This window comes from Lentzea sp. NPDC054927 (assembly GCF_053610285.1).
Map to the genome: position 1 here is coordinate 203,151 of NZ_JBSGXZ010000002.1, position 12,955 is coordinate 216,105.

15 protein-coding genes are annotated in these 12,955 nt (G+C 69.2%); 7 read left to right on the forward strand and 8 right to left on the reverse strand.

The features are described from left to right. The first annotated feature begins 95 nt into the window (after positions 1-95). The gene (locus tag ACWGE0_RS04400) at positions 96-683 is read left to right on the forward strand and encodes a TetR family transcriptional regulator (RefSeq protein WP_452259483.1); all 588 of its coding nucleotides are present in this window, start codon (positions 96-98) and stop codon (positions 681-683) included. Positions 684-699: 16 nt separating this feature from the next. Here the strand turns inward: ACWGE0_RS04400 and ACWGE0_RS04405 are convergent, their stop codons facing one another. The 3 genes from ACWGE0_RS04405 to ACWGE0_RS04415 form a co-directional block, all read right to left on the reverse strand. Beyond that, positions 700-2,067: an AbfB domain-containing protein gene (locus ACWGE0_RS04405; RefSeq protein WP_452259484.1), complete on the reverse strand. Its 1,368-nt coding sequence runs from the start codon at positions 2,065-2,067 to the stop codon at positions 700-702. Positions 2,068-2,176: 109 nt separating this feature from the next. Then, the gene (gene crtI / locus ACWGE0_RS04410) at positions 2,177-3,637 is read right to left on the reverse strand and encodes a phytoene desaturase family protein (protein WP_452259853.1); all 1,461 of its coding nucleotides are present in this window, start codon (positions 3,635-3,637) and stop codon (positions 2,177-2,179) included. A gap of 17 nt (positions 3,638-3,654) precedes the next feature. Continuing rightward, positions 3,655-4,731 (reverse strand): polyprenyl synthetase family protein, encoded by a 1,077-nt coding sequence (locus ACWGE0_RS04415; protein ID WP_452259485.1) that lies wholly within the window; start codon positions 4,729-4,731, stop codon positions 3,655-3,657. 144 nt (positions 4,732-4,875) lie between these two features. Between ACWGE0_RS04415 and ACWGE0_RS04420 the strand changes: the two genes are divergently transcribed. The 4 genes from ACWGE0_RS04420 to ACWGE0_RS04435 all read left to right on the forward strand — a co-directional run bounded on the left by ACWGE0_RS04420 (position 4,876) and on the right by ACWGE0_RS04435 (position 8,008). Then, a complete protein-coding gene (locus ACWGE0_RS04420) occupies positions 4,876-5,802 on the forward strand; it encodes a phytoene/squalene synthase family protein (RefSeq protein WP_452259486.1) in 927 nt (308 codons plus the stop codon). A 13-nt stretch (positions 5,803-5,815) separates the two neighbouring features. Then, positions 5,816-6,778, forward strand: a complete 963-nt coding sequence (locus ACWGE0_RS04425) for a DUF5914 domain-containing protein (protein ID WP_452259487.1) — start codon at positions 5,816-5,818, stop codon at positions 6,776-6,778. Between the two features lie 79 nt (positions 6,779-6,857). Next, the gene (locus tag ACWGE0_RS04430; RefSeq protein WP_452259488.1) at positions 6,858-7,145 is read left to right on the forward strand and encodes a WhiB family transcriptional regulator; all 288 of its coding nucleotides are present in this window, start codon (positions 6,858-6,860) and stop codon (positions 7,143-7,145) included. Continuing rightward, complete coding sequence (locus ACWGE0_RS04435; protein WP_452259489.1) at positions 7,142-8,008, forward strand: MerR family transcriptional regulator; 867 nt, start codon at positions 7,142-7,144, stop codon at positions 8,006-8,008. The genes ACWGE0_RS04430 and ACWGE0_RS04435 overlap by 4 nt, the downstream gene beginning before the upstream one ends. A 1-nt stretch (position 8,009) precedes the next feature. Here ACWGE0_RS04435 and ACWGE0_RS04440 read toward each other — a convergent pair whose 3' ends face one another. From ACWGE0_RS04440 to ACWGE0_RS04460, 5 genes are all read right to left on the reverse strand, one after another. Continuing rightward, positions 8,010-9,533, reverse strand: coding sequence for an FAD-dependent oxidoreductase (locus ACWGE0_RS04440; protein WP_452259490.1), 1,524 nt, complete (start codon positions 9,531-9,533; stop codon positions 8,010-8,012). Next, positions 9,530-10,222 (reverse strand): class I SAM-dependent methyltransferase, encoded by a 693-nt coding sequence (locus ACWGE0_RS04445; protein ID WP_452259491.1) that lies wholly within the window; start codon positions 10,220-10,222, stop codon positions 9,530-9,532. Before ACWGE0_RS04445 ends, ACWGE0_RS04440 begins: the two co-directional genes overlap by 4 nt. Continuing rightward, a complete protein-coding gene (locus ACWGE0_RS04450) occupies positions 10,209-10,526 on the reverse strand; it encodes a lycopene cyclase domain-containing protein (protein WP_452259492.1) in 318 nt (105 codons plus the stop codon). Before ACWGE0_RS04450 ends, ACWGE0_RS04445 begins: the two co-directional genes overlap by 14 nt. Continuing rightward, the gene (locus ACWGE0_RS04455; protein WP_452259493.1) at positions 10,519-10,845 is read right to left on the reverse strand and encodes a lycopene cyclase domain-containing protein; all 327 of its coding nucleotides are present in this window, start codon (positions 10,843-10,845) and stop codon (positions 10,519-10,521) included. The genes ACWGE0_RS04450 and ACWGE0_RS04455 overlap by 8 nt, the downstream gene beginning before the upstream one ends. Positions 10,846-10,940: 95 nt before the next feature. Beyond that, positions 10,941-11,834: a LysR family transcriptional regulator gene (locus ACWGE0_RS04460; protein ID WP_452259494.1), complete on the reverse strand. Its 894-nt coding sequence runs from the start codon at positions 11,832-11,834 to the stop codon at positions 10,941-10,943. 184 nt (positions 11,835-12,018) lie between these two features. Here ACWGE0_RS04460 and ACWGE0_RS04465 point away from each other — a divergent pair, with 184 nt between their 5' ends. Continuing rightward, positions 12,019-12,267, forward strand: coding sequence for an SDR family NAD(P)-dependent oxidoreductase (locus ACWGE0_RS04465; protein ID WP_452259495.1), 249 nt, complete (start codon positions 12,019-12,021; stop codon positions 12,265-12,267). Continuing rightward, complete coding sequence (locus tag ACWGE0_RS04470) at positions 12,264-12,887, forward strand: NADPH-dependent F420 reductase (RefSeq protein ID WP_452259496.1); 624 nt, start codon at positions 12,264-12,266, stop codon at positions 12,885-12,887. The genes ACWGE0_RS04465 and ACWGE0_RS04470 overlap by 4 nt, the downstream gene beginning before the upstream one ends. Positions 12,888-12,955 lie beyond the last annotated feature (68 nt).

Below are 12,955 nucleotides of genomic sequence, written 5' to 3' on the forward strand. Positions count from 1 at the left end.
GTCGTCTCCTCACAGACAGACTGGTTGGTCTATTTCACCGTAGACGCGTTCCCCGGCCGAGGCAAACCAACTGTTCTGTTTGATACCGTGAGGACATGGCTGATCGGCCCCTGAGCACGCGTGGAGCCGCCACGTACCAGCGCATCCTCGACGTCGCGACCCAGGAGTTCGCCGAGTACGGGATCGCCGGCGCACGTGTCGAGCGGATCGTGGCCGCGGCCCACACCAACAAGGCGCAGCTCTACGGTTACTTCGGCAGCAAGGAAGGTCTGTTCGACGCCATCTTCTTCGGCTCGCTGGAACGGATCGTGAACGTCGTCCCGATCGACGCCTCCGACCTCGCCGACTGGGCCGTGCGTCTCTACGACGAATACCTTCGCCGTCCCGACCTCATCCGGCTGGCCACCTGGGCACGGCTGGAGCGCCGCCCGACCGGCCACCTGGTCGACTCCCCCGACCGCCTCGACGACCACAAACTGCGCGCGATCGCCGAGGCCCAGGCCGCCGGCCTGGTGCGCCCCGGCGACCCGTTCGACGTCATGGCCGTGGTCATCGCCATGTCCATGGCCTGGTCACCGGTCAGCAACGTCTACGCGGCAACCGCTCAGGAACCCGCCGAGGTGCACGAACAGCGCCGGGCCCTGCTCCGCGACTGCGTCCGGCGCGCTGTCACCGGTCCCTAGCCCGGCGACTGTCCTTTCAGGCCAGTGGCGCCGACACCGTGAACGACGCGTCTCCCGCGAACGCCGCATCGGAAGTGCGCCAGTCGACCCGCACTTCGTAGTTGTAGTGGCGCAGGTAGCGGCCTGGGTGGGAGTAGGACTCGAACGACGTGCTCGCACCACCGGCCAGACCGGCGCGGCCGCAGAACGTGGCGTCGCGGGCGAACACCGAGTCACCGGAGTTGGCGTCCAGCCGGACGCGGAAGGCGTAGTGCCGCAGATAGCGGTCCGGGAAGTTCACCGACCGGAACGAGTAGCAGTTGCCGTTCGCCAGTCCCGGCACGATGGCGAACGTCGCGTCCTGACGGGCGGTGACGCTGCTGGAGGAGCTCACCGGCTCGACGTAGGCCAGGTTGTCGCGGTGGCGGACGAAGCGGTCGGGAACGCTGATCGAGCGCAGGGAACGGTTTCCGGTCGGCACGGCGGTGTTGTCGCCCGAGTCCTCCCGCAGCACCGTGAAGTGACGTGCCACGCCGGACAGGCCGGGCAGTTCCACCTTGGCGCCGAAGGAGTTCAGGTTCGCGCTGTCGGCGTAGAAGTAGCGCCGCTGGCCGTACTGGTCGAAGTAGATCCGCCAGCGGCCGTCCGGCAGCCGCACCAGTGCCGGGCCCTCGAGGCCGGCGCCCCAGCCCGCCCAGTTGCCCGTCCCAGCGAACGTCCAGGGCCCGTTCAGCGAGGTGGCGGTCGCGTGCTCGATGTACTTCGTGGTCTCGTTCTTGAGGAAGTTGTGGTAGGTCCCGCCGACCTTGACCACGAAGCTGTCGATGAAGTTGGCCGGGATGCCGAGCGCCACCGGGCTGGTCCACGCCGACAGGTCCGAGTTCGTCGCGGTGATCCGGTACGGGCGGAACTGCCCGGCCGTGCCCGTCGTCGACGCCGAGAAGATCACGTGCACGCTGCCGTCGGAGTCCTTGAACCACTCCGGCGCCCACGTGCTGCCAGTGGCCCCGTTGAGGCCCACCCTGACGTTGCGCAGGAACGTCCAGGAGACGTAGTCGGCGCTGCGGGCGAAACCGATCGTGTCGCCTGTCCAGTTCGTCGTGTAGACGATGTAGTAGTAGCCATCGGTGTGCCGGAGCACGCTGGGATCGCGGATCAGGCCTGACGGTGGCGTGTAGGCGTTGGCCCTGACCTGCGTGAAGTTGGTCGCGTTCGCCGAGTCGTAGACGTACATGTTCGACTCGCTGCTGTTGGTGAACGCCGTCATCAGGTAGTGCGGCGCAGGACCGACGGCCGAAGCCACCGGCGGGACGAGGATGCTCGCGACGACAACGAGGATGGCCGTGGCTGCGAACAGCACGGACTTTCGCGCGAAACGGGCAGCGCGCGGCAGGGACGAGCGCATGGACCGGCTCCTTGCAACGTTGAGAGGCACCGGATAGTGAGCGCTAACACTATGAGGCTTTGCTGGCCGGGTGGCAATGGCCTTCTACCAACGTTAGCGATAACACCAGCTAGCGCCGGAGCCGTTGGGCGGCGAGCCTGCCGGAGATGAGCACCGGCGGGATTCCGACACCGGGCGTGGTGCCGCTGCCGGCGAGCACGACGTTGCCGTCGCGGAACGGCAGGTTGCCCGGCCGGAACGGACCCGTCTGCGCGAAGGTGTGCGCGGCGGAGAACGGCGTGCCGGCGGCCTGGCCGTCGCGTGCCCAGTCGTCCGGTGTCACCACGGCGAGCGGCTCGGCGTCGACGACGAGTTTGCGGGAGGACATCTCCTCGACGAGCTGTTCGGCGTACCGGTGTGCCATTGCGTCCCAACGGATCGGGGCACTGTCCAGGTTCGGGCAGGGCGCCAGCAGGTACTGCAGGTGCCTTCCCGCGGGGGCGAGCGCGGGGTCGGTCAGCGTCGGCGTGGTCAGCAACAACGAGGGATCGCTCATCAGCTTCCCCTGGCGAATGATCTCGTCGAACGTGCCGTTCCACTTGTCGCCGAAGGAGATCGTGTGGTGGGCGAGGTCGTCCACCACACGGCGAGCGCTCAGGTGCACCACGACCGCGGACGGCGACCACCGCAGCGGCCTGATCCGGCGCGGCTCGCCGCGCAGCAGACGGGTGCTCTGCGCGGGCCCGGTGGCCAGAACGACCGCATCGCAAGGAAATCGGGCGTCGGACGTGCGCACGGCGGCCACCCGGTGTCCCACACGTTCGAGCTCTTCGACTTCCACGCCGTAGTGGAACCGAACCCCTGCATCGGAAGCCGCGTCAGCCAGCGCCTGTGGCACGGTGCGCATGCCTCCGCGCGGGAACCACACGCCGGCCACGGTGTCCATGTAGGCGATGACGGCGTAGGCCGCGAGGGCGTCTCGCGGTGCGACGCCGGCGTAGAGCGACTGGAAGGTGAAGACCCGCCGGAGCCGTTCGTCGTGCAGGAACTTCCCCACGGCGCGGGCGAGTGAGCCGAAGCCGCCGAGCCGGGCGAGTCGCACCAGATCAGGTCCCACGAGGTCGAGCGGCGAGTCGAAGCTCGCGCCGATGAACCTGTCGCGCTGGACCTCGTAGAGCCGGGTGAGCCAGGTTCGCAGATCGCGGTATCCCTGTGCCTCCCGGCCGCCAGCGAAGTCGTGCACCGCTTGTTCCATGCGGTGCGCGTCGGTGTGCACGTCCAGAGCAGTGCCGTCAGCGAACGTCGCGCGGTAGGCGGGATGCAGCGGCAGCAGCTCGAGGTAGTCCTCTCGCCGTCGGCCGACAGCGGCGAACGCGTCGTCGAGCAGTTCCGGCATGGTGAGCACGGTCGGGCCGGTGTCGATCCGGTGGCCATCGATGTCGAGGCGGCCCGCAAGCCCACCTGGGTGCGCGTTCCGTTCGAGGACGGCGACTTCGTGCCCCGCGCCACGCAGGTGCAGCGCGGCCGACAGCCCGGCGAGCCCCGCCCCGACCACGACCACGCGGTCCGTGCGGCCTTTCACCACGTGCACCACTGCGATCTCCTTGGTCAGGTCGTTCTCGTGACGGCACGGCCGGCGAGCCGCCTCAGTTCCCGGCGTGCCTCGTCGTCGATCTCGGCACGCTCCAGGGCCGCCAGCCCGGAATCGGCCAGCGCCTCGATGTGCTCCTCCACAGCGCAAACGGCTCCGAGCTCCACCAGCAGCGCACTCACTTCACCGACGGCCCGTTCACTGATGTTCCCGCTCTCGAGGCATCGCCGAAGCAGCCTCTGCGCCGAGGGTTTGCCTTGCGCGCGCGAAAGCCCGATCGCCATCAACGCCGTCCGCTTGCCCTCCCTCAGGTCCTCCCCCACCGGCTTCCCCGTGACCGAGGAGTCGCCGAACACACCGATCAGGTCGTCCCGCAGCTGGAAGGCCACACCGATGTCGTGTCCATACGCGCGCAAGCACTCCACGACGTCGTCATCAGCTCCTGCAAGCGCCGCACCGAGGTGCAGCGGCCGTTCCACGGTGTAGGCGGCGGTCTTCAACGCGGCCACGCGGACGGCGTGTTCCAGGGACTCCTCGCGCCGGGCGACGGCCAGCAGGTCGAGGTGCTGTCCCGCGATCATCTCGGTCCGCATCGCCTGCCACGGCTGCCAGGCACGGCTCAGCGCGCCGGAGGGCAGCCCGGCCGTCACGAGAGCGTCGTCCGCCCAGGCCAGCGCCAGGTCCCCGACCAGGATCGCCGCGGAGTCACCGTACTGGCGGGCACTGGCCGCCCACCGTTCGTGCCGGTGCCGCGCCGCGAACGACTCGTGCACGGAGGGCCTGCCGCGCCTGGTCGTCGAGCGGTCCATCACGTCGTCGTGCACCAGCGCGCAGCACTGCAGCAGTTCCAACGCCACCATGGCCCGCACCACGTCGTCCGCACGCGGTGAGCCGCCCGCCGCGCGCCATCCCCACCACGCGAAGGTGGGCCGGATCCTCTTGCCACCGGCCAGGATCAGGCGGCGCAGCTCCGCGGTGAGCTCGGGTGCCAGGTCCTGTCTGGCGCGGAGGAAGTCGTGCAACGCCTCGTCGAGGAGGACGCGGAAGTCGTCCACCTGCGACGGGCCAGCGTCCACGCTGGTCACCAGCGACATCGGCGGTCCCTCTGGGGTTCGGTCGGAGTTCGGTGATTCGAGCTAAGCAGCGCGCCGAGGGGTCTGCATGATGAGTGCCGCCGTTGTGCGAAGGGCAACTCGCCGACTTAGCGTGGAGGAATCTCCTCCGCGAAAGGACCGCTCATGTCGGCTGAGCGCGAACTGGACGCCGCGGGCGTCACCGCTCCGGCGCTGCGCGACGCGTACCGGCGCTGCCGTGCGCTCAACGCCCAGCACGGCCGCACCTACTACCTGGCGACGAGATTGCTCAGCGCGGAGCAACGTCCTGCTGTGCACGCGCTTTACGGGTTCGCCCGATGGGTCGACGACGTGGTCGACAACGTCCACAGTGGACCAGACGACAAGGCGGCGGAGCTGGGAGCCGTCGACGTCCGGCTGCAGGCAGCCCTGGAAACCGGCACGTCCGACGAACCCGTCCTGGCCGCGTTGATCGACACCGTGCACCGCCACGACATCCCGGTCCGGCACTTCCAGGACTTCATGGCTTCGATGCGGATGGACCTCACCGTCACCGACTACCCGACTTACGCCGATCTCGGCCGGTACGTGCACGGTTCCGCCGCCGTCATCGGCCTGCAGATGCTGCCGGTGCTCGGGACCAGCGTGTCCAGGGAGGATGCAGAGCCTGCCGCCGCCGCGCTCGGGATCGCCTTCCAGCTCACCAACTTCATCCGCGACGTCGGTGAGGATCTCGACCGCGGCCGGGTGTACCTGCCCGCGGACGAGCTGGCGGAGTTCGGCGTTGACCGCGAACGCCTGCTGCGGGCGCGGGCTGCGGGGCGTGCCGACCAGCAGGTCCGGGCCGCTCTGCGTGATCAGGTGCGGCGAGCCCGCGAGGTGTACACGCGTGCGTTGCCCGGCATCGGAATGCTGGCGCCGAGATCACGCCCGTGCGTGTCGACGGCCTATCAGCTGTACGGACGCATTCTCGATCTCGTGGAGAACGCGGACTACGACGTGCTGTCGCGCCGTGTCGTCGTGTCCAACGGACGACGGCTTGCCGTGGCGCTACCGGCGTTGGCCAGGGCGGTGTTCGCCCGTGCCGCGTGAGAAGAGGACTTCCTTGAGCGACCGCATTCCGTTGCGGATCTATTCGAGTCCGCCGTGGCGGGCACAACGGCCGACGTGGCAGGACGCGAAGCCGGCGCTGATCGAGGCCGCGCTCAAGCGCGCGACCGCCCGGCCGTCCGGCAACTGGTTCGTGGCGGGGGCGAGCAGTGACGTCGTCAAGGGAAAGCCGTGCGGGCGCACCATCGCGGGTCACGAGGTCGTGCTCTGGCGCGGACCGCACAACGCCCTGATGGCGGGTTCTGGCTCGTGCCCGCACCTGGGCGCTCCGCTGTGCGACGGCGCTGTGGCCGAGGGCAAGCTGATCTGCCGCTGGCACGGGCTCGCGCTCGACGGCACGCGGTTCGGCGCGTGGACGCCCTACCCCGCGCACGACGACGGCGTGCTGGTGTGGGTCCGGCTGGACCACGCGGGCGGTGAGGAGCCGCTGCCCGCACCGGTGCTGCCCGAACGCCCGCCGCCGGGGTCGATCGACGCGGTGGCCACGCTCGTCGGCCGCTGCGATCCGGAGGACGTCGTCGCCAACCGGCTCGATCCCTGGCACGGCGCGTGGTTCCACCCGTACTCGTTCGCCAACCTGCACGTTCTGGAAACCCCGACCGAGGCGCAGGACCGCTTCCTGGTCGAGGTCACCTTCCGCCTCGCGGGCCGCGTCGGCGTGCCGGTCGTGGCCGCGTTCACCTGCCCGGAGCCGCGAACCGTGGTGATGCACATCGTCCAAGGTGAGGGTGAGGGCAGCGTCGTCGAAACGCACGCGACCCCGATCCGCGACGGCCGGACCGCCGTCGTGGAGGCGACCATCGCGCACTCCGGCCGTCGCGGGTTCGCGCTGGCCAGGCCCGCCGCAGGGGGGTTGCGACCGGTCATGCGCTGGGCGGCGGCACGACTGTGGCGCGACGACCTCGCCTACGCCGAACGCCGGTACGCACTGCGCCGGGCAGGCCGTTTTCCAGACTGACCGCGTCGAGTTGAAACGTTTCTGAGTCGATTCTAGGATGGCGGCATCATCCGCGTCGACCCAGCAGAGGACGTGCGTCATGCCAGAACTGTCCCGTCTGCCTCAGCCGGTCACGGAGTCGTGGGACTGGCAGCTGTCCGGTCTGTGCCGCGGCATGGACAGCACCTACTTCTTCCACCGGCCCAACGAACGCGGCGCAGCCCGTGAGCAGCGCGAAGCCGCGGCCAAGGCCATTTGCCAACGGTGCCCGGTCATGCAAAAGTGCCGATCACACGCGCTGGAGGTGCACGAGACCTTCGGCATCTGGGGAGGGCTCGGTGAGAGCGAGTTGAGAGCGATCCTCGCGGGGCGTGCGCCCAAACCATGATCTACGCGCCACGTGCGGTCGCGGCGATGCTCGGAATCGCCCCCACCACGCTGAGAACGTGGGACCAGCGTTACGGGCTGGGCCCCTCCGGCCGCACCGACGGTGGGCATCGCCGTTACGAGGAAGCGGACGTCGAAGTACTGCGCCGCATGGTGATGTGGACCGGGCAGGGAGTAGCTCCCGCCTCCGCGGCAGTGCTGGCCCGTCAGGAACCGGTGGCGAGACCGGACACCCGGCACGCGGAGATCAGCGACGAGTCGGCGCGTTCAGCGCGGCGGGGATTCCTCACCGCGGCGAAGCGCCTCGACGAGTCGCTGATGCTCGAACTCGCCGCCGGCCTCATCACCGATCACGGCGTCGTCTCCGCCTGGGAGTCGGTGTTCGTTCCGTGCCTGGTGGAACTGGGCCACCTGGTCGCCGAGAGCGGCCGGGGTGTGGACGTCGAGCACGTGGCGAGTGCGAGCCTGCAGAGCGCGTTGCGTGGCGTTCCGCGCCCGAGCAAGCCCGGTGTGCTGTCCGCCCTTCTGTCCTGCGCGCCGGACGAGCAGCACACGCTCGCACTGGAGGCTCTGGGCGCCGCACTGTCCGAACAGGACTGCCCTTGGCGCACCCTCGGCGCACGGGTGCCGGCGGACGCGTTGTGCGACGCCGTGCACCGGTTGCGCCCCACCGTCGTGCTGATCTGGGCGCATCGCGCGGATCTCGCACAACAGGTGCCCCTCGAAGAACTCGGCGCGAGGTCCAGCGCCCTGCTCGCGGTCGCGGGAGCCGGGTGGACGGGATTGTCCTTGCCGTCACTCGTGCATCGGCCGAGCACCCTGGCCGAGGCGCTCAAGCTGGTGCTGGATCGCGTGCGGCACTAGATCACAACGTCCTCCAGCGACGGGCCACCGAGCGCAGCAACGGCACCCGGCCTTCGACCGGCACGGTCCAAAGATCGGTGCCCGCCACGCCCCATCGGCTCAGCAGGTGGTTGGCGGCCGCGAAACCCGTGGTGGCCGCACGTTCCATCAGCGCGACCGGCAGGTCGATGCGCACCAGATCTCCCGCGACCACCAGGAAGTCGTCCGGTGTCACCACGGCCGGCCTGCGCGGGTAACCCCCGGCGGGGAACAACGGGCAGTCCTCACGCAGCTCATGCCGTTCGTCGACCACGACCGCCCGCTTGGTCTCCGGATAGACCTCGGTGAGCTGCTCCCAGAGCCGGGCACGCGCCGATCGTTCGTCCACATCGGACGGCAACGCGTAGCCGTGCAGCTCCACCACGGCACCACCCGTGCGCGCGGCCCACGCCCGTGCCTCGTGCTCGTAGTGGTTCAGCACGCTGATGTTGTCGAGCAGATCATGGCCGCTGGTGCCCAGAAACCCCGGCCGGTCCGGATCCACCGGGGCGTCCAGCCAGTACCTCGACACGAGGAACCGGGGTGCGGTGCGCAACTCGCCGATCTGCTCGCGCCACGCCGCGTCCCCGAGCGCGGGTGACGCACCGACGAGGGTGCGCAAGCCTGGGACGTCCGCGGCGAGCACCACTGCGTCCGCTTCGATCGCGCCGTCGCCGATGGCGACCGAGAAACGCTTGTGCTCGCCCGGTTGCACGGACCTGACTTCGACTCCTGTGCACACGGTCGAGCCCAGGGAGGCGAGGTGGCGCCTCAGCGGCTCCCACAGGCCGTGCGGGAACGGGTCCGCCGCGACGTCGAACAGCAGGCCCTCGTCGGAGCCGAGGAAGTAGATGTGGAACATCACCGCGAGCTCGGCGGCCGACATCTGGGTGGGATGCACGAAAAAGCTGCGGGAGAACACCTCGAAGGCGAGCGCGTGCGCGGCCTCGGGAAAGCGGATCTGTTCGAGGTAGGACGCGGCGTCGATGCCGTCGAGCTCCTCGTACACCCGCGGTACGGACACGTCGAGCAGCGACAGCGCACCGCGCGCGTTGACCTGGGGCAGGTCGCGCCAGCGGAAAGTGGGGCTGCCGCGCAGGAACGCGAGCGCGTTCCAGGGCACGGCCGTCGGCAGCCCGGCGAATCCGTCCCGGTGACCGGAGGCGTGTTGCAGCGGGTAGTCCGGCAGCCCGGTCAGGGCACGTCCGGCCGGGTCGACGCGCTTCAGCAACGCCCTCAAGTTGTAGTACTGACGGAAGAAGGCGTGAAACCCGCGCGTCATCGTGGCTTCGCTGCCGTCCGCGAGCCTGGTGCTCCAGCCGCCGACCCGGCCGCCCAGGTAGTTCTCCCGTTCGCAGAGCACGACCCGAGCCCCGCGCTCGGCGAGCAGAGTCGCCGCGGAGAGCCCCGCGATGCCACCGCCCACCACGACGATCGCGGGCGCGTCTCCCTCGAACTGCGCCCGCCCGACCGGCGCGGGAACGCGCACCGCCCTGCGATCCCTCACCGCTGCCCCTGCTCCGGCACGTGACCGGCGAAGGTGTGCACCACGCCGAGTTGAAGGCCCGGCAGCTGAGCACTGCGCACGCCGACGAAACCGTTGCGGCGCAACCGGTCTCGCAACGCGGTCGCGCCGTCGAAGTTCATCACGCTGCGCCAGAGGTAGGTGTAGAGCGAGCGGTCGCCCGTGACCAGCCATCCCACCGGCACGATGAACCCGCACAGCACCGTCCACAGTGCTGTGCTCACCAGCGAGTCCCGCACCGAGTACTCGTGCAGCACCAACGGCGCACCAGGTTTCAGCATGTCGCGGACACGCCGCAACGTGGCGTCCGGCTCGGGCAGGTTGCGCACCAGGTAAGCGGCGAACACCGCGTCGAACATCCCTTCGTCCACGTCCTCGGCACGGCTGTGCACGAACCTCACCCTGCCCGGCCAACGCTTCTCCCGCGCCCGCGCGAGCATGCCCTCCGACGCGTCCACGGCCACGATCTCCACACCGGGCGCGGCCGCGACCAACGCAGCGGTGGACGCACCGGTGCCGCAACCGAGGTCCAGCACCCGCATGCCGGGGCGCAGGCCGAGCGCCCGGGCCGAGCGGCGCAACGCCTCGTGATAGCCGGGATTGAGCCCGACGAGGAAGTCGTAACCACGAGCGGCGCGGTCGAACTTCCGCGGTACCTCAAGCTTGTTCACGTGCCAGCCTTCCCCGCTCCCACAACAACAACACAGCGGTGACCATGGCGAACCCGTAGAGGAAGTCCTCCACCGGAATGTCCCACGGCACCCTCAAGCCGCTGATGGCCCAGTCCGCGTACAGCACGACCGGCGCGTCGAGTTTCGTCAGCCACCCGTCCACCGGAACCTGGAACGCGAGCACGATGACCATCGTGACCCAATAGGCTGGCCGCTTGAACAACCCCGTGCGCAGCACACACAGCTCAAGCAGCAGCACCACGACAACCGCCGCCATCGCGGCGAACAGGTACTCCTCAACCATCGCGCAACCAATGGTCCGAACGTCCGCGCACGGCCTCATAGGTCAGCACCGCGCAGATCGGAATGGCGATGAAGAACAGGACTTCCTCGATCGGCAGCACCCCGCCGATCGTCACGCCCGTGGTGGCCTCGGGGTGGAAACTCCAGTGACCGCGCAGAATCGCGACGACGTCCCAGACCGCGAGCACGAGCAGCACCGGAGCGATGGCACGCACCAACTCCGAGCCGCGCCGGTAGACGCCGCGTCCCATCCATTCCAGTGGCACCGTGATGAGCACACACGCGCCCAGCACCACGATGTACTCGTACTGGCTTCGCATCACCGACCTCCCGCAACGACCGTATGGGCGCTGCGGCGGGTCTGCACAACGGCGGCACTGACGACGTCGGCGGGCTCATCGCACCGGCCGCGTGATCACTCCACGACAGCCGCACCCGAATCGTAGTTCCCGCATTCCGCCGTGATCTCGGCCGTCGCCAGCGCCGCGGAGAAGAAGTCGTCGGCCAGCGGCGAGGTGCGTGATGCCGCCACCGCGAGGCACACCTGGTCGGGCGCGAGTTCCGGGATGGGTACGTAGCTGATGTCCGGACGCGAGTAGAACACCGTCGCAGAACGCCCCACGAACGAGATTCCCCGGCCGGCCGCGACGTGCTCGAGCGTCTCCTCCACCCCGCGCACCCGCAGCCCGGAGTCGGGGTGCGGGCGCCTGGTGGGCTGCGTGCTCGGGTCGGCATGCCAGACCAGCGGCTCACCGGCCAGGTCGGCCTCGGTGACCTCCTCCTTGCCGGCCAGCCGGTGGCCCGCGGGCAGCACCACCATGAGCGGCTCGGTGTACAGCGGGGTCAGGCGCAGGGCGGTCTCGTCGATGGGCAGCCGCACATAGCCGACGTCGACGCGGCCGTCGAGCAGCATCGAGGCCTGGTCGTCCCATTCCATCCGCTGCACGTCCACGACCACGTCCGGATGCCGGGCCCCGAACGCCCTGGCCGCCGGGATGACCGGGATGCCGGCCCGGAAGCCGACCACCAGCCGCCGGCTGCCGCGGGCGGCCACGGACACCCGGCGGCGGACCGCGTGCGCGGAGGCGAGCAGCGGACCGGCGTCGGTCAGCAGTTGCCGGCCCGCGTCGGTCAGCGCCACGCCGTGGCGATCCCTGGTGAACAGCGAGGCGCCGAGATCCTGCTCCAGCGCGCGGATCTGCCGACTGAGCACCGGCTGCGCGATGTGCAGCTCTTCGGCGGCGCGGCCGAAGTGCAACCGGTCGGCCACGGCGACGAAGTAGCGCAGTTTGCGCAGGTCCAGATCCATGACGCCTCCTGGCCTGGTGATGCCTCCAAGGTATCACCGCGGCTGAAAGAAGTCTTGGACACACACTCAGCCCAATGACATCGTCAATGGGGCCCGAGCGAATTCGGTACAAGAATTCGACAGCGGTATTTGACAGCAGGGCTCAGGCCGAGAATCGGATATCGATTGATTCAACGGAGTGATCGTGGGAAAGCTCGACGGCAAGGTAGCGGTGATCACCGGCGGATCCACCGGCATGGCACTGGCCGGCGCCAAACTGTTCGTCGAGGAAGGAGCGCACGTCTTCATCCAGGCCCGGCGGCAGGAAGCACTGGACGACGAGGCGACGAAGGCCGCATTCGAGTCCCTCATCCCCCGCGGGGAGATGGGCACGCCAGGAATGCCGCGAACGAGACAGAGCGGCACCTCGAAACAGAAAGAGCACACATCATGAGCAGCATCACCCTCATCGGTACGGGGAACATGGCCCGTGCCATCGGCACGCTCGCGGTCGCGGGCCGCAACACCGTCGAGGTCATGGGACGCGATCAGGCCAAGGCCGACGGCCTGGCCGAGGCTCTGGGCGGCGGCGCGACGGCGGGCAAGTGGGGCGCCGTCCCGGCCGGGGACATCGTCGTCACGGCCCTGTTGTACAACGGTGTCGTTCCGGTCGTCGCCGAATACGGAGACGCCCTCGCGGGCAAGGTCGTCGTCGACATCAGCAACCCCTTCAACGCCACGTTCGACGGACTGGCCCACAACGAGGAGACCTCGGTCGCGCAGGAGGTCGCCAAGGTGGCCCCGGCCGGCGCCAGCGTGGTGAAGGCGTTCAACACCATCTTCCGCAACGTCCTGGAGAAGGGGCGGCCCAACGTCTTCATGGCCGGCGACGATGCGCGGGCCAAGGCCGGGGTGGCGGCATTCATCGAGAGCCTCGGGCTGCGCCCGTTGGACGTCGGCGGCCTGACAATGGCGCACTGGCTGGAAGGAATGGGTTTGGTCACGATGGGCCTCGCCCGCAACGGGGTCGGCCACTGGGACTTCGCCCTCGGCGTCAACGAGTTCACCGGCTGAGCGCAGGTCAGCGATCTGTTGCACCCGCTCATCGACTGACCACGAGCATGTTTACTCAGGTCCTTGAT